The organism is Blastocatellia bacterium, assembly GCA_035275065.1.
Classification (GTDB): Bacteria; Acidobacteriota; Blastocatellia; order UBA7656; family UBA7656; genus DATENM01.
This window is the reverse complement of record DATENM010000150.1, coordinates 26,350-43,295: the sequence shown is the minus strand read 5'-3', so window position 1 is coordinate 43,295 and position 16,946 is coordinate 26,350. Positions and strand designations below refer to the sequence as shown.

Genomic DNA, 16,946 nt, shown 5'->3' with positions numbered 1-16,946 from the left:
CAAGGCGGTTAGATTGCGCGAGTCAATGCGCAATCTAACCGCCTTGCGCTACAGGGCAAACGCAATCGAAAACCATCATCGGTTCACGACTGACCGGCGAGCGGCAGCTCTAGCCGCATCCGCGTGCCTTCGCCCTGGCGCGAGGCGATTTCAAACCTGCCGCCGAGCGCCTCGGCGCGCTGCCGCATGCTCAACAGCCCGTGGCCTTCGCTCTGTTGCGCCGGGTCAAAGCCTTTGCCGTTGTCGCTGACTTCTAGCTTGAGCGCCCCGGCGGCGATCTGAAAATCGATCCCGGCGGTGGTGCAGCCCGCATGGCGTACCATGTTGTTGATGCTCTCTTTGAAGATCAGAAAGACTTCGCGGCGAATGCTGGCGCCGAGCTGCACATCCTCTTCTTCGTCGGGCTCGCGGAAGGCAAAACTGATGCTGCGCGCCGTCAGCACGTCGCTGGCAAAGCGCCGCATGCGCTGCGTCAGGTCGCTCAGATGATCTTTCTGCGGATTGATCGCCCAGACGATGTCGCTCATCGCATCAATCAGCTCACGCGAAGCGCCGGCGATCATCGCCAGCGGCGCCGACAGTTGCGCGTCATCGCCGTTGATCCGCTGCCGCGCCACTTCGCTGAGGATCGAAATCTGTGTGAGGCTCGAACCGATGTCGTCGTGCAAATCCGTAGCGATGCGGCGGCGCACGCGCTCAAGGTCGCGCAGGCGTTCTTCGCGGCTTTTTCGCAACGCCTCTTCGGCTTCGCGCACCGCCTTCATGCGCTGCTGGCGATAGCGCGCGATGGCCAGAAAAGGGATGGCGACCAGAATCACTGCCAGTGCGATAAACCACCAGCGCCGCCACACCGGCGGCAGGACGCGAAAGCCGACCACGGCCGGCGCGTCACTCATCATGCCGTTGGCGCTGATGGCGCGCACCAGAAAGCGGTAAGCGCCCGGTGGCAGGTTCGGGTAATTGACGCTGCGCTGGTCGGTCGGCGGCGTCCAATCGCCGCCCGCGCCTTCGAGCTTGAACTGATAGCGCAGCGCCTCGCCCGGCGAAAAGTCGAGGCCGAGGAATTCGATCTCCAGTTGATTGTTGTTCGCTTGCAGCTCAGGCAAGATGACTTGCGCCTCGCCGTTGTCGGCAATCGGGAAGGCGTCGCCGGTCAGGCGCAGCCCGGAGATGAAGACCGGCGGCGGAAGCGGCTGCTCGGGCTGCGGCACCAGGCGCGAGAGGCCACGCCACATGCCGAACCATAAGCCGCCATCGCGATCACAATAGGCGGTGCCAAGCTCTGTGTAGCTCAAGCCGTCGGCCTTCGTGTAGTGCTTGATGCCGTTGGTCGCCAAGTCGAGCCGGTCAATGCCGCCGACCGTGCCGACGTAGAGCCGCCCGAAGCGATCTTCGGTTAGGCAACGCACATTGTTGCTGGCCAGCCCTTGCGCCGTCGTGTAAGCCGCAAAGCGCGGGCGGGCGGCGTCGGCATCTTCGATGCGGCCGAGCCCGCCGATCTCCGCGGCATACCAGAGCTGCCGGTTGTGGTCTTGAAAGATTTGCCGGATCAATCCGGCGGCGACGCCATCCTCTTCCTTAAACAGCTCGAAGCGCCCGCGCCGATAACGCACCAGCCCGCCGTGTAACAACCCCATCCACAGATTGCCCGCCTCGTCTTCGAGGTAAGCGCTCGGCGGGTTGTTGGGCGGCAAGCCATCGGCCTGTGTGTAGACAGTGAACTTCCCCGTCGCCCGTTCCCAGCGCGTCAGCGGGTTGGCGCTGTCCGAGCCGATCCACAGGTCGCCGCGACGGTCCTCAAACAGCCGCGTGATGCTGTTGCTGGCCAGCCCTTCGCGGGTCGTGTAGACGGCTTTCGGCTTTGCCCGCGCCAGCCGCCCCGGGTCATCCACCCTGGCAAACCGATAGAGCCTGACGCCGGTGGGCACCCACCACTCGCCTTCACGATCTTCAAACAGCGTTTCGTAACGCTGGGCGACCAGCCGCGACGCCGGGTCGGGAACGTTTGGGCGAACCGTCACAAAGCGCCTGCCGTCATAGACGTTGAGGGTTCGCGGGTAACTGATCATACAGAGCCGGCCCGCGCGCTCTTCAAAGATCGAGATAATGTAAATCCCGTCAAGCCCATCCTTTTCCGTGTAAGAAGTGAAGCCGTTGCTTGAGAGCTTCATCGCGCCGCTGGTTTGCGTGCCGACCCAGAGGTTGCCCTCGCGGTCTTCGGCCAGGCAGCTCAGATCATTACTGCTCAACCCCTGCGCCGTCGTGTAAGGTTGGAACTGCTTGCCATCGAACTGCGTCAGCCCGCGGTCACGCGTGCTGATCCAGATGCGCTGATTCGGCAATTCAATCAGGCCGCCCACCTCGTCGCCGGTCAATCCGTCGGCGGTCGTCAGCCAGCGATAATCGCCGGCGGCAAAGAGCGAGCCCAGAGCCATCAGCGAACCTTTTGCGAACGGCTCGGCTTTCTTCAACTGCCGCACGACGGTTCCCCGTGAGCCGACGGTCGGCGAAATCGCTTCGGGCCTCAGAACGACGACCCCTCCGCCTGTGCCGACCCAGAGGCGGCCCGCGCTATCGAGCAAGAGCGAAGTGGCTGGCAGAGAATCGCTCGCCTCGCCGAGCTTGTAATAGACGACGCGGGCGTCGGGGAGTATGCGGAACAGTCCCTTCGAGGTGGCGGCCCACAAGGCTCCTTCGCCGTCTTCGGCCAATGCGAAGACGCGCATCGACTGGTCCGCCGGCGACGGCAAATTCAGCTCAATTCGCCGGAAGGCTTTTGCGCCATCGCGCTCTTCGAGCCGGAACAGGCCGCCGGTCGTCCCTGCCCATATGCGGCCCGCGTGATCTTCAAACAGCACGCGAACTTCGTTCGTCAGGGCGCTGTCGCCGACAGGAAAGCTGATGAACCTGCCGGCGCTATCGGGCGGATCATCGGCGCGCTTCAGGTTTCGCGAAGCGGCCGTGGGATTGAACAAGCAGGCTCCCGCGCCAAAGGTGCCGAGCCAATACCTGCCGTCGCGCGTCTCCAGGATATCCATGATGTCTGAATGCGGCAGACCCTGTTTGGCGTTGTAATTGATGAAGCGGTAGCCGTCGAAGCGGCTGAGGCCGTCTATGGTGCAGAACCACAGGAAGCCGCGCGAGTCGCGGCGAATACGCTGGATGCGGTCATGCGCCAGCCCTTCGGCGCTGGTGTATATCTTGACCGGCAACTGTTCGGCGCAGGCTTCGCCTGTCCAGGCGAAGAGCAGCCACAACGCCAGGGCGAAGTGAACGGCGCAGCAAGTGGCTCGGCGCGCGGCGCGCGGCATGACGGTTCCTTTATCAAGCGGGGGAGGCGCTCTACAGCCCGTCTATTTATCGCATTCCGCCGCGCCGCGCAACGTCGCTGAGACAGCGCGCGGCGGATCAGTTCCAGCCCATGCGCTGGCGCAGGTTGGTGATGTGTGTTGTGTGATGCTTGCCGTGCCAGGAATAGAGCCCCAGGTTGGCATCGAGCGACATGGTGCCGCGCTCGGGGTGCCTGAACTCGCGGGCGAAATCTGCGGGTTGTAATGAACGTAACAGGCGCACCCAGCGGTCGTGCAAGGATTCGATCAGCGCAAGCGACACCTCGACCGGCGCGCGGCGCGCGTCTTCAAGCTCGGCCCACTGAGCTTCGTCATATGCCTTGATCGTCGGCGTCTCTTCGGTGAGCGCCAGGCGAAAGCGCACATAGCTGTTCAGGTGGCTGTCGGCGAGGTGATGAACCACCTGCCGTACGCTCCAGCCGCCGTCGCGGTACGGCGTGTCGAGCTGCTCGTCAGTTAATCCCGCGACCGCTGCGCGCAACCGCGCCGGCAGCTCGCTGATGTCGTCGATGAATTGCTCGCGCTGCGCCGGCGAGCTTTCGCCTTCCCAGTTGAATCGCCCTATCGGAAATCGAAGATCGGTCATGCGTCCCTCCTTGTAGCGCAAGCGGCTAGCTTGCGCAGGTCTGGCGCAAGCTAGCCGCTTGCGCTACATCCTGCCCTAATCACCTGATTCAAGGCACTCGCGCTCGCCGAAGCGCGGTGTGGCTTCCGCCTCTTTTTCTACCGCGACCTTCGCCCCGGCGCGCGGTTGATGCGTGGTAATCATAATCACCGCGGCAACGATGACCGCCGCGGCGACCATCGTGCGCAGGCTGAGCGTTTCGCCGGCGAAGGCCCAGCCGAGCAGCACCGCAACCACCGGGTTGACGTACGCATAAGTCGCGGCGAGCGAAGGCGGCGTCACCCGCAGCAGCCAGCTATACGAAGTAAAGGCAATGAGCGAGCCGAAGACGATCAGATAGCCGAGCGATAACACAGAGCGCAGCGACACCGCCGCAAAGGCAAAGTCATGCAGCTCGCCGCGCGCCAAGCCGGCGGCCGCGAGCAACGCGCCGCCGGCGATCATCTGCATGCCGGCAAAGAGCATCGGCGACAACGGCGTGCGCGTCCTCGCGACGTAAAGCGAGCCGGCGGCCCACGAGACCGTCGCCATAATCAACAGCGCCGCGCCAATCAGATTGACCTCGCTGCTGCCGGCGAGACCAGCGGGGCCGATGAGAATAAACATGCCGACCATGCCGAGCGCCAGGCCCAGAATGATGCGGCCCGCGGGCCGATGCCCGCCGGGCCGCGCCCAATCGAGCAGCACCACCATCAGCGGCTCGGTGGCGATCAACAACGCCGTCATTCCCGAAGGCACGCTGCGCTCGGCCAGCACCACCGCGCCATTGCCGCCGAGCAGCAGCAGGCCGCCGATGACGAGCGACTTGCGCCAGTTCGTCCACGCCGGCCGCGCCGCGCCGCGCAGCCGCGCATAGCCGTAGAGCAGTAAACCTGCGACGATGAATCGCGTGCCGGCAAACAGCAGCGGCGGCAGCGTCTCGATGGCGTAGCGGATCGCTAGATAGGTCGAGCCCCAGATGACGTAGACCGCCGCGAAGGCCATCACCAGCTTGAGGCGCGACGGTCGCTCGTTTACTCCTTGGTGTGTCATGTTCATTGTCTCAGCCTGGGAGCGCGGGCATCTTGCCCGCAGCCCCGCAATGCGTCAGACCGGCGGGCGAGACGCCCGCGCTCCCAGGTAACGATCAGGCTTTGCGCCGTGTGTCGCCTTCAAACGGCAGCGCCGTAGATTCTTTTTCGGTGCGCAGGACGATGGTCGTCCGCGTCGAGCGCACGCCCTTGATGGTGCCGATCTGCTCGCGCAACAACTGGCCCAGGGCCTCGGTGCTGGCGGCGCGCACTTTGACGAGAAAACAGTCTTCGCCGGCGACGTGGTGGACTTCGAGCGCTTCGGGGATCCGCGCCAGCGCCTTGGCGGCTTTGCCCTCGCCGGCCATGTCTTCCAGGCGCACGAAGATGAAGGCCAGCAAGCCGCGCCCGATGGCGTGGCCGGCCAACTGCGCGCCATAGCCTTTGATGACGCCGCGCTCTTCGAGCTTACGGACGCGCTCAAGAATCGCCGACGGCGCCATGCCGACCTGGCGGGCGATCTCGGCGTTGGTGGTTCGCGCGTTCTCTTGAAGAATCTTCAGTATTTGCTTGTCAGTTTCGTTGATCATACGGTTTCGCTCACAATAAACGAATAATATTCTGAAAAGTTCTAGCGGTCAAGAATTCGCGTGAATGGCCACGGGTCGCTATGATCTCTCCGCGGGGCGCTGCCGGCAGGTGACACGGGGCGGGGCGGGCGTGTTATGATTAGCGAGTGAAATTGAGGCGAGTCCGGGGAGGCACGGGACAAGCGAACAACGATAAACCGTCCGGGCCGCGCTCACAAGATGAACCTCCGAGGAAGAAAGGGAGCAAAACTATGGCTATTCGATTAGGAGATACGGCGCCGGACTTTTCGGCGGACACCACCGAAGGGCCGATTAACTTTCACGAATGGATTGGCAACAACTGGGCGGTGCTCTTCTCACACCCCAAGGATTACACGCCGGTTTGTACGACTGAACTCGGCGAGGTCGCGCGCAGCAAAGGCGACTTCGACAAGCGCGGTGTAAAAGTCATTGGCCTCAGCGTTGACCCGGTAGACTCGCACAGAGGGTGGGCAAAGGACATCGAGGAGACGCAAGGCACGGCGCTGAACTTTCCCATCATCGCCGACCCCGACCGCAAGGTGGCCGAGGCTTACGACATGATTCACCCGAACGCCAGCGAGACGGCGACGGTGCGCTCGGTCTTCGTCATCGGCCCGGACAAGAAAGTGAAACTGACGATCACCTACCCGATGGGCACGGGGCGCAACTTCGATGAAATCCTGCGGGTCATCGACTCGCTGCAACTGATGGCCAACTACAGCGTCGCCACCCCGGCGAACTGGACGCCGGGCGGCGATTGCATCATCCCGCCGGCGATCTCTGATGAGCAGGCGAAAGAGAAGTTCCCCGAAGGCTGGAAGACCTTGAAGCCTTACCTGCGCATGGTGAAACAGCCCGGCAAGGCGGGCGGCGCCGACGCGTAGTTTGCCTTACACATTCTGAACCACCGGCGCGGGCGCTGCGCGTTTCATCGAGGCGGCGCCCGCGCTTTTCTATTCTGAAGTCTACGCGAGGGAGAGCTGAACGATGCCTTACGTTGAAGCGGACGGCGCGCGCATCTACTGGGAAGAGCGCGGCAGCGGCGAGCCGCTGTTGATGATCATGGGGCTGGGCTATTCGCTGGAGATGTGGGGCCGCGTCGTGCCGGCGCTGGCTGAGCATTACCGCGTCATCGTCTTCGACAATCGCGGTGTCGGTCGCAGCGACGTTCCCGCGGGCCCTTACACGATTGCCGGCATGGCCGCGGACGCCGAGGCGGTCTTGAGCGCCGCCGCCGTCGAGCGCGCTCACGTACTTGGCGTTTCGATGGGCGGCATGATCGCGCAAGAGTTGACGCTTCAATACCCCGAGCGCGTGCATTCGCTGGTGCTCGGCTGCACGGCTTTTGGCGGCCCGCTCGCCGTGTCGGCCGGCCCCGCGGTCAGGCGGGTGCTGTTCGCCCGCGCGACGATGGAGGATGAAGAAGCCATCCGCGCGATGGTGCCCTACATCTACGACGCGCAGACGCCGCGCGAGCGCATCGAAGAAGACCTGGCGATGCGGCGGCGGACGCTGCCGACCGCTGAAGCCTACATGGCACAGCTACAGGCGATTATGGCGTGGTCGAGCGAGTCGCGCTTATCGCAGATTCAAGCGCCGACTCTGGTGGTTCACGGCGAGACAGATGAGCTGGTGCCGGCAGCCAATGGCCGCTTGATCGCCGAGCGCATCTCCGGCGCCGAATTGTTGCTGCTGCCCTCGGCGAGTCACATCTATTTCACAGACCAGCCCGAAGCCTCGCTGAGCGCGACACTCGGATTCCTGCGCCGCCACCCTTTATCGTGACGCGCGGGTGAATCAGCGATTGCCGGCGCTGCTTACAGCCTGAGCGCCCGGCGAATTTGCGCCACCACTTCGTCGGGCGACTTCGTGGCATCAACGACAATCGCGTCCCTGGGTTCTTCGAGCGCGGCGAACTGGCTGGGGACGAGCGAAGTCGGCATGAAGTGGTCGCGCCGCTCCCTGGTGCGCGCCGCCGCGACTTCGATTGGCACACGCAGGTAGACGAAGCGCACGGCGGCAGAGGTCGTGGCGGGTGGCTTGAGCTGCTCGCGATAGGCTTTCTTAAGCGCCGAGCAGCCGAGCAGGATGGATTGATTACGGGACAGCGCTTCGACGATCAGGCGAGCGAGCGCCGCCAGCCACGGCTTGCGGTCTTCGTCCGTGAGCGCGATGCCGTGACGCATGCGCTCGACGTTTTCTGGCGGGTGAAAATCGTCGGCGTCATAGTAAGGCCAGCCGAGCGCCCGGCCGAGCCGTTCGCCGACGGTCGTCTTGCCCGAACCGCTGACCCCCATCAGGATGATTGCCTGCGCCATAGCGAATTAGTGCGACTCGGGGCGGCGCTCGCCGCTCTGGCCTTCAGGTGCGGCTTGCTGGGCCGCCGCGCCCAGGCGCTGGCGCTCGGCGTTCGCCCAGTCGCAGAGCGTCTTCTTGTCGGCGTCCGTCAGCTTCGCCGTCGGGTGCATGGTGACGTAGATGGCCAGCGGCATCTCGCCCTTTTCGACCTGCTGGCACATCTCTTCGAGGCGGTGCGCCGAGCGCTTCGGGTCGGTCGGCCAGTTCGAGACGTTCCAATGCCTGCGCCCCTCGTTGACGTCGTGCGTCAAATACCACGACACCGGCGCCACGTTGCTGTACCAAGGCCACACCGTCTTGTGCGAGTGACAGTCAACGCACGAGCGGTTAAGAATCGCTTCGACCTCCGGCGTGACTTGCAGCCGGGCGCTCAGGGTGCTGGCTTCGTCAACCGGCGGGTTGGTCTTGGCGGGCCGAATGAATTGACTGACAATGAAGGCCACAGCCAGCGTGATGCCCGCCCATTTCAATATCTTCTTGATCATCCCCCTCGTCGCACCTCCGTCGCACGGGTCTCTGTTTTGATCATCGGGCGGCGATCAGGATGAAGTCAAGCGCGGGTGCTGCGAATCATTAGCAGATTCGATTGGCGCGATAAAAACAATGAGTTAGACAGCTTGTACGACTCGGGTTATGATGCCGGCAATTGCTTAGGTCTGGATGTCTCCGCAGACGGGAGAAGCGACCTCCTATAGAGCCGTAGAGCTTCTCCCGTCTCTCCTTTTTCAGCAATCATCAAAAAGTAGAAGCGCCGCTCGATCATCGTCTCGCTTGCGCTGGAGCGGATTTCAATTGCGTTTGCCTTGTAGCGCAAGCGGTTAGATTGCGCGAGCCAATGCGCAATCTAACCGCCTTGCGCTACATCCATTTGAACACTGCTCTAGGCGTCGCTTTCGGCAATCAAACGCTGCGCGCGGGCTTCGAGCAGTTGGCGCATCTCGTCGAGGTGCGCCTGGGTGTCGGCTTCAAAGCGCATGACGATCACCGGCTGTGTGTTCGAGCCGCGCACCAGCGCCCAGCCGTGCGCGAAGCGAATGCGCGCGCCGTCTATGTCAATTACATCGTGCGTCCGCTTGAACTCTTCGCTAAGCGCCCCGACGACGGCGAATTTCTTTTCGTCGGGGCAGTCGAGGCGAATCTCCGGCGTGTAGACGGTCGGCGGCAGGTCAGCGAGCAGATCGGAGAGCGGCCCTTCAGTGTGCGACAGAATCTCAAGCAGCCGCGCCCCCGCATAGACCGCGTCGTCGTAGCCGAAGTAGCGATCCGCGAAGAAGAGGTGGCCGCTCATCTCGCCGGCCATCTGCGCGTCGATCTCTTTCATCTTCGCTTTAATCAGCGAGTGGCCGACCTTCCACATCAGCGCCTCGCCGCCGTGGGCGCGAATGTCGTCATAGAGGACTTGCGAGCATTTCACTTCGGCGATGAACCGCGCGCCCGGATGCCGCGCAAGAATCGCCCGCGAAAAGATGATCATCAGTTGATCGCCCCAGATGACGCCGCCGCGCTCGTCCACGACGCCGATGCGGTCGCCGTCGCCGTCAAAGGCGATTGCCAGATCGGCCCGGTGCTCGGCAACCGCTGCAATCGCAAAGCGCATGTTCTCGACAACCGTCGGGTCAGGGTGATGATTCGGGAAGCGGCTGTCGGGCTCGCAGAAAAGCTCGACCACCTCGCAGCCCATCTCGCGGTAGAGCGGCGCGCCGACCATGCCGCCCATGCCGTTGCCGCCATCCACGACGACCTTCAAGCGGCGTGGCCCGAGCTGCACATTCGCGGCGATCATGTCGCGGTACTCTTCGAGCACATCGCGCACTTCAAAGTTGCCCGACCCGTTACTGAAGTCGCGCGCCAGGGCGATCTCTTTGATCTCACTGATCTGGCCGCCGAAGATCGTGCTTTTGCCGAGGCAGATTTTAAAGCCGTTCTCGTTCGGCGGGTTGTGGCTGCCGGTGATCATCACGCCGGCCTCAACCGGCTGCGTGAAGAGCGTGTAGTAAAGCACAGGCGTTGGCACCATGCCGACATCTATGACATCAAGCCCCGACTGGTTGAAGCCGCGGATCAGCAAGTCGCGGAACGGCGGCGAGCTTTCGCGGGCGTCGCGCCCGAGGCTGACGCGCCGCGCGCCGTTGCGATGAAAGAAGGTGCCGATGGCCCGCGCCAGATCATAGACGCTGTCGTCGGTCAGGTCGCGGCCCACGACGCCGCGAATGTCATATTCGCGAAAGATGTGCGGATTCATTTTCTATCCTCAACCAAGCTCTGTGCGCCCGGCGCGCTTGAACTGTTCGGGGAACTGCTTGACCTCTTGCGAGCGGCTGCGGTCGGCGATGAGCAAAGCGTCTTCGGTATCAACGACGACCAGCCCTTCGACGCCGAGCAGCGCCACCGCGCGGGTGGTCGTCGAGTAAACCAGATTACTTTTCGCGGCGGCGGCGACCGTGTCGCTGAGCAACAGGTTGCCGTCACGGTCGGCTTCCGTGGCGCGCAATTCATAAAGCGCCTGCCAGCTCCCCACGTCGCTCCAGGCGAAATCGGCTTTGAAAGCGTAGATCGCAGCGGCGGTCTTTTCCATCACGCCATAGTCAATCGAAACCGAAGCGAGCCGGCGATAGACCCGCTCAAGCGTTTCATCATAAGCATGGCTGCCCATCGCGCCGGCGATCTCGTCCAGGCCGGCGGCAAGCTCAGGCATACAGGCGGCAATCTCTGCGAGTATGGTGCGCGCCGTAAAAACAAAGATGCCGCTGTTCCAGGCGTACTGATTGCTCGCCAGGTATTCGAGCGCCTTCGCCTGGTCGGGCTTTTCGACAAAGCGCGCAACGCGGTAATAGCTTCGCTCAAGCGCCTGACCGGTGGCTTCGCCAACCTGTATGTAGCCGTAGCCGGTTTCGGGCCGCGTCGGTTGAATGCCGATGGTGACGATGGCGCCACGGGTTGCGACTTCAGCCGCCGCCTGCGCCGTGCGCGCGAAGTTTTCAAGGTCGGCGATGAAGTGATCCGCCGGCAGCACGAGCATCACGCCATCGGGATCGCGCGGACGGACGTGAATCGCCGCAAGCCCGATGGCGGCAGCCGTATTGCGGCCCACGGGCTCGACAAGCATATGGGCGGCGCTTGCGCCCAATGCTTGCCGCGTCAGCTCGGCGTGAACCTGGCCGACGACCGGATAGATATGATCTTCGGCGACGAACGGGCGCAGGCGATTGAGCGTCTCTTCAAACATGGTGCGGTCGCCGGTGATCTTCAAAAACTGTTTCGGCAAGCGGTCGCGGCTCGCGGGCCAGAAGCGCGTCCCCGACCCGCCCGCCATAATCACTGCGAACATCTTCTCACTCCCTCTCTAAGCTCAAATTAAAAAGGGTAGCACAGACTCGCGTCCGCGCTACCCCTTCGCAGGCTTCAACCGACTATCGCCATGCGGTCGCCGGATCGCCAAAGAGAATCCACGTCCGGCGAATGTCCGGGTCGCTGATCTTCGCCTTGGCTTTCAAGGTCAGCTCGCCGAGCGTGCCGCGCCCGCCGTTCTCATCAAACAGCAGTCGGTAGAGCTGCTGATTCATCTGCGACTGCCCCGCGGGCTGCGTGATGCCCGACGAAGCCCACACGGCGATGGCGCCGCCGCGCTCGGCTTTCAGCAATGACTCGGCCAGACTGTCCGTGGCGGTATCCTGAAAATAGCCATTCAGGCAGGTCATCGCCACAAACAGCGGCAGCCGGCCGCCGTTGGTCAGGCCGCGGGCGTCGGCAGCCGTGAACAGACTATCGCGCCACAGGTCTACCGAGCCGTGGCCCTGATAATTGACGACGCGCTGGCCGCGCCCGAGGCTGTCGAGCAAGGCGCGCTTCGCCTGAGCCGTGCCCATCTGGCCGCGATCAATCTGCTCGACCGCAACCGTGGCCGGTATCAGCGCTCGCAGTTGATCGCCGGCCCGGTCAAAGGCAAAGCTGTCGCTGCTGTCGCTGACGATGAGCGCGCCGCCGACTGCCGCCGCGCCCTCATAGCTGATGATCTTCTCAATCATCCGCGCCGCCTCGTCCGCGCCGCGCACGGGCAGGCGACCGACGGCCATCTCGGCCTTCCCCGCACCGTTGAAGTCGGCCAGCCAGTCATCCGAAGCGGTCTCCATGAACTGCGTGTCTATCAGCTTCGTCGGCACGAGATCGAATTCGCCGCGCCCGAGATAATTCTTCGGGTCGTAGCTGGCGTCGCCGAGCAACAGCACGAAGCGCGGCGCCCGCTGCCATTTCGTCGCGGCGTAGCCGAGAAAGTCTCTGATCGCATCGGCGCTCTTGTTGCCGTAGCTGAATTCGTCGAAGAGGTCTTCGACATCAACGACGGCGACGCGCAGCCCCTGGCTCTCCCTGTAAGCCTTCAAGGTCGCGGCGCTGCCGATCAAGCTGCCGTGGGTGATGATGACCATGTCAGCGGCTTGATCCCGCTGCCGCCAGCTCGAAGGCAGATTGGCAGTGATCGCCGCCGCCCGCTGCGCCTGGTCGTCGGTCATCACCAGCAAGCGACGCGGCCCGCTGCCAGTAGCCATCGCCCACACGCCATAGCCCGCCTGTGTCGCTCGCGTGGTGCCGATGATCTCTTGCGGCGCCGCTATGCTGGTCACGTCAAAGACGCGGATGGCGCTGCTGCTGAAACCATCGATCATCAACGGCTGGTTGCCTGCGACCGTCAGCCGCAAGCTGTTATTGTCGGCGGTGTAGGTGTGCGGGTAGGTGACGCGAATGTAATCTACCAGACTAAGATCAGACGGGTCGCCATGCGCAGTCAGGTTGACGACGTTCGCCCCTTCTTTGAGCAAGCCCGCCGCAAGCGGCATTCTGACGGTGGTGGCGCTCTGGCCATCGAAAGTCGCTTCGCCGACCGCCACGCCGTTCAACAGAATCTGCACGCGGTGCGGCAGATCGGTGACCCCTTGCAGGGCGATTTCGAGCGTCGTCTCGCTCGCCGCCTTCGCCGCCATGTGTTGCAGGGTGATCGCTTGATCAACCGGTATATGCGAGACGATGGCGCCAAAGAAGTTCTCGCGCTCGCCGTTGCGCAGCGATGAGAAGTAGATGGTGCGATCTTTACGCTCGACGGTGTAGGCGAAGCTCGTCGGCGTGTCGGCGACGCCCGCGCCTTTCTGTTGCTGAATGCGCTGGCCCGGCTGCGAGCCGACCGTCAGCCAGTAGATGCGCGTGTTCGACGCCGCCGTGTCCAGCCCCATGCCATAGAATTCGATGGCGTCGGTGCCGGTAAAGCGCGTGCCGTTCTTACTGCTGACCAGCATCGGCTGCTCGCGCCCATCAACATAAAGTTGCAGCAATCGCGAATCGGCTTTCGGGCTCAGGCCGGCGCGCACCAGCTCCGGCTGCGTGACGCGATACCAGCCTTCGTGATTGATGGCGATCTTCACCGCCGGTTGATTGCCGAGGTTGACGCCCGCAGGCGACTTCGCCGCCAGTTGCACCTCGTCAGCCGTCGCTTCGACGGGCCGCGTCACGCCTTCCTGGATTTGCTCACGCCCCAGCATGCTGAGCGTCATGGCCTGGCGCTCGCGGGTCACCGAGCGCTTGCCGCTGCCCGACGCTTTGACGGTCACCGGCCCGTGCCAGCGGCTTTCGCCCTTGAGGTCAATCTCTTCGAGCCAGTAACGGGCTCCCGCCCCGCCTTGCGACGTGTCCCACCACGAATAAGAGCGCCCGGCGCCGAGCCGCGTGCCGGGACCGGCGACGAGCGCCGAGCCGGCAACCAGTTGCGGGGTGATGCGCCGGCGCTGGCCGCTGACTTCGCGGTAGAGGTTGAAGCCCAGGTTGTCCGTCTCTTCGCCGGTCTGCCAGCGCAGCAGGACTTCATTGCCTTCGACGGTGGCGCTGAAGTCGTCTAACCGGGCGGCGGTCGGCGACAGCGTCAGGCGAACGACCGACGGGTCATGGTCGCTCGTCTGCACGGCAAATTCAGAGTTGACATGAACCACGTCAAAGACGAACGGCACGCTGTTGAACAGGCGGTTGCTGATCAGAATGTGATCGAGCGTCTGCGCATTGCCGTCGAAGTTGTAAGAGTAGCGCTCGTTCTGCGGCAGCGATTCGATCAGGGCGTGGAGGATGCTGCCCTTCAAGGTAACCAGCGGGTTGGAAAACTCGAAGTCGTTGAGGTCGCCGAGGACGACGACGCTGGCGTTGGCGTCCAGCGTCAGGATCGAATTGACGAAGTCATGGACGATCTGCGCCTGCTGTAGGCGTTGCGTCTCGCTGCTGAGCGTCGGCGGCTGGAAGCGCCCGAACAGCGGCTGGTCGCCGCCCTTCGAGTTGAAGTGGTTGCCGATAACAAAAAAGTGTGTGCCGTTGTACATGAACTCGCCGGCCAGCGGCTTGCGGCTGGAGTTCCATGCCGAGTTTGTCGGGTCAACGCGGCCCGGGCTGAAAGAAAGCTCCGGCCCATTGGCGCCGCTGACAACGGTGGTCGCGGCGGTCGAAGTCCCACCGGCGCGGTCAATGAAGCTCAGGCCGCGGTCTGTGCGGAACATGAAGACCTGACGGATGTTGCCGCCCGGCTCGCCGCCATCGGCGTTGTTCACAGGGTTGATCTGGCGGTACTGGTAAGTCGGCCCGCCCGCCGACTGGATGGCCGAGATCATCATGCCCATCGTCGTGCTGGCGCTAACCGTGCCGTCGCTGGTCGCGCCATTGTTGTCCTGAATCTCTTCCAGGGTGACCAGGTCGGGCGACTTCAGGCGGTTGACGATGACATCCGCAAGCGCGTCGAATCTGGCCGTCCCATCGGTGGGGTCGAGGTTCTCGCAGTTGAACGTGGCGATGGCGATCTGATCCGTTCCCGCAGGCGTCGCGGTCTCCAGGGCCAGGCCGCCCGAGACCATAGCCGGCAGCGTCTGCACCTGGAGCTTATAGTTGTTGAAAGTGTAATCCATCACGCCGACGATAGGGCCGGGGAAGGTGTCGCTGACGTTGGCCGCCGGCAAGGTCGGGCCGCCGGTAATCAGGTCGTTGAGAATGACACGCTCCGGGTTATAGTCCGTCGAGCGGATGACGATGCCGCCGCGCGCGGTGCGGATGCCGGCGTTAGTGCCATTGTCGCCGAGCACGGCAAGCTCGCGGTTAGAGGTGAAGTCTACGGTGTGGCTGACCGCGACGGCGTCGTTGATCTGCACGCGCATGCCTTCAAGGCTCTCGTAGAAATCGATGCCGTCAGAGGCCGGATCAAAGATGCTGCCGGCGTTTTCGACGCTGCCGCCCGACGCGTCATCTTCAATCACGGTTGTCGGCGGGACGCGCCCGCCGGTGCCGATGACGGTGGCGGTCGGCAGCGGGTTGCCGGTTGATACGATGGCGATGGTGGGCGAAGCGATTTCCGTGATCGTCAGGCTGGTGCTGCTCGCGCCTCCTGGGCGGAACTCCTGGACGTTGCCGCTGACCGTCACCGAATGGCCGACGCTCACGGTCGGCGCCGACGAGGTGAAGACGAAGATGCCTTCGCTGGTGGCGTCGTCGGCGTCGGGCGTCGGGTCTTGCAGATAGAAGCCGTTCGAGACCAGCGCCGTGACGATGCCCGGCACGCCACTTACCGCCGTGCCGACGAGCGGCGAAGTGTGGCCCGCCCCCTGGATGTCGTGGATGCGGATGCTGCCCCCGGGCGCCGTGACCGTCAGCGAGATTGATCCCGTGCCCGTCCGCATCTGCGCGTCGCTGACTGTAAACGGCAGGCTCTTCATGCCTACGCTGGTGCCCACGGGGACGGAGGCGTTGTACGAGAAGATGTTGTCGCCGGCGCTCGCATCGCCATTCATGCCGTCATCAAGAAACGCCTGCGTCGCCGAGCCGCCGATGGACGTGAGATCAGCCGTCACCGCCAGCCCTGTGCTTGCAGGGCCACTGCCGGGCGTCACCGTGACGGTCAGCAGCGTCGTGTTGCCCCGAACGACGGACGAAGGGCTCGCCGCGCCAACTCCCGCCGGGTTGGTCGAGCCGCCGCCGCCGATGCCCAGCACCGAAACGTTATCCACCGCAAGCGCCTGGGCGCTGGAAGTGGTGCTGCCGCTCGTCACCGAGTAGTTCCACGCCAGATAGAAATTGCCGCCATTGGCGATAGTCACCGTCAGGGTCTGATTGCTTACGGAGCTGGTCGCTCCGGGGGCCGTCGCAAAGCCGTTGCTGTCGGCGTTGGCTCCGGCAAAGCTCGTAAGAAAATTCGCGCCGGCGCTCGTCCATGCTGACCCGTCGGTGGAGTAGTACAACTGGATGCTGAAGCCGCTCGCATTCGTGCCGTTGCGATACTTCTCAACATCATAAGAAATCTGCAAGCCGCTGAGATTGCCGCCGGTGTTGTTGACGAACTGCGCGTAGAGATTGCCGCTCTGCGTGCCGCTACTGGAGGAAAGGAATCCCACCGCCCGGTCAGCTCCGGTCGTCGTCGTCCCTGAGCCAAAATTGTAGATGCCATTGGCGGCACTGCTTGATAGATTGGCCCCCCCGGCAAGCGAGGTCGCGGTGACCGCCGCGGCGTAAGTGCCGACGGTGCGCACGACTGACTGTTTGTCTACCTTCCAATCGGTCGGCAGGGTCGCCGTCGCCGATGTCCCCATGCTGTCAAAGTTTTGTGTGTAGGGCGTAGATGTTGATAAAGAGATGGCCGCCTGTACGATGGCAATCGAAAGCATGGCGACGAGCGCGACCGTGGCGACGGACGGGATAAGCCACTGTCTTCTTGATAGAGATCGACTGGCCTGTGTGTGGAGTCCCGCTTTGCGAGAAACGCCGGTGCGCCGCCCGCGACCTGGAAGTGATATTTTCATCTTTGTTCAAAGCCCGTCTCTCGCCGCGCTTGCCAGGCAGGGGGATCGGCCTAGGCACACCATGCAGAGTGGGGGCACTCCTTTCAATAGAAAAACTGTTGGGGGTTTTGCGTGAAGGAAACCATCCCCAAAAAGAGGAAGCATTCTATAGCATTCGCCGCCAGCCGCCTAGCGCAAAAGGAGCG

The 16,946-nt window shown here is 63.4% G+C and carries 11 protein-coding genes; 2 read left to right on the top strand and 9 right to left on the bottom strand.

Features of this window, described 5'->3' with window-relative positions; genetic code table 11:
- Window positions 1–83: 83 nt before the first annotated feature.
- From VJ464_27615 to VJ464_27600, 4 genes are all read right to left on the bottom strand, one after another.
- On the bottom strand, window positions 84–3,311 hold the full coding sequence (locus tag VJ464_27615) for a two-component regulator propeller domain-containing protein (protein ID HKQ08922.1): 3,228 nt from the start codon (window positions 3,309–3,311) through the stop codon (window positions 84–86).
- A 97-nt stretch (window positions 3,312–3,408) separates the two neighbouring features.
- The gene (gene bstA, locus VJ464_27610) at window positions 3,409–3,936 is read right to left on the bottom strand and encodes a bacillithiol transferase BstA (GenBank protein ID HKQ08921.1); all 528 of its coding nucleotides are present in this window, start codon (window positions 3,934–3,936) and stop codon (window positions 3,409–3,411) included.
- Between the two features lie 75 nt (window positions 3,937–4,011).
- Window positions 4,012–5,007: an EamA family transporter gene (locus tag VJ464_27605; GenBank protein HKQ08920.1), complete on the bottom strand. Its 996-nt coding sequence runs from the start codon at window positions 5,005–5,007 to the stop codon at window positions 4,012–4,014.
- A 94-nt stretch (window positions 5,008–5,101) separates the two neighbouring features.
- Window positions 5,102–5,575, bottom strand: a complete 474-nt coding sequence (locus VJ464_27600) for an Lrp/AsnC family transcriptional regulator (GenBank protein ID HKQ08919.1) — start codon at window positions 5,573–5,575, stop codon at window positions 5,102–5,104.
- A gap of 251 nt (window positions 5,576–5,826) precedes the next feature.
- Between VJ464_27600 and VJ464_27595 the strand changes: the two genes are divergently transcribed.
- Complete coding sequence (locus VJ464_27595) at window positions 5,827–6,480, top strand: peroxiredoxin (GenBank protein ID HKQ08918.1); 654 nt, start codon at window positions 5,827–5,829, stop codon at window positions 6,478–6,480.
- 103 nt (window positions 6,481–6,583) lie between these two features.
- Complete coding sequence (locus VJ464_27590; GenBank protein HKQ08917.1) at window positions 6,584–7,381, top strand: alpha/beta fold hydrolase; 798 nt, start codon at window positions 6,584–6,586, stop codon at window positions 7,379–7,381.
- A 32-nt stretch (window positions 7,382–7,413) separates the two neighbouring features.
- Here VJ464_27590 and VJ464_27585 read toward each other — a convergent pair whose 3' ends face one another.
- The 5 genes from VJ464_27585 to VJ464_27565 all read right to left on the bottom strand — a co-directional run bounded on the left by VJ464_27585 (window position 7,414) and on the right by VJ464_27565 (window position 16,761).
- Complete coding sequence (locus tag VJ464_27585; protein ID HKQ08916.1) at window positions 7,414–7,914, bottom strand: gluconokinase; 501 nt, start codon at window positions 7,912–7,914, stop codon at window positions 7,414–7,416.
- A gap of 6 nt (window positions 7,915–7,920) precedes the next feature.
- Window positions 7,921–8,439 (bottom strand): heme-binding domain-containing protein, encoded by a 519-nt coding sequence (locus tag VJ464_27580; protein HKQ08915.1) that lies wholly within the window; start codon window positions 8,437–8,439, stop codon window positions 7,921–7,923.
- A gap of 395 nt (window positions 8,440–8,834) precedes the next feature.
- Window positions 8,835–10,196, bottom strand: coding sequence for a phosphomannomutase/phosphoglucomutase (locus tag VJ464_27575; GenBank protein HKQ08914.1), 1,362 nt, complete (start codon window positions 10,194–10,196; stop codon window positions 8,835–8,837).
- A 9-nt stretch (window positions 10,197–10,205) separates the two neighbouring features.
- The gene (locus VJ464_27570; GenBank protein HKQ08913.1) at window positions 10,206–11,282 is read right to left on the bottom strand and encodes a mannose-1-phosphate guanylyltransferase; all 1,077 of its coding nucleotides are present in this window, start codon (window positions 11,280–11,282) and stop codon (window positions 10,206–10,208) included.
- Window positions 11,283–11,364: 82 nt separating this feature from the next.
- Window positions 11,365–16,761 carry a C25 family cysteine peptidase gene (locus tag VJ464_27565; protein HKQ08912.1) on the bottom strand — a complete coding sequence of 1,799 codons (5,397 nt, stop codon included), beginning with the start codon at window positions 16,759–16,761 and terminating at the stop codon, window positions 11,365–11,367.
- Window positions 16,762–16,946: the final 185 nt, after the last annotated feature.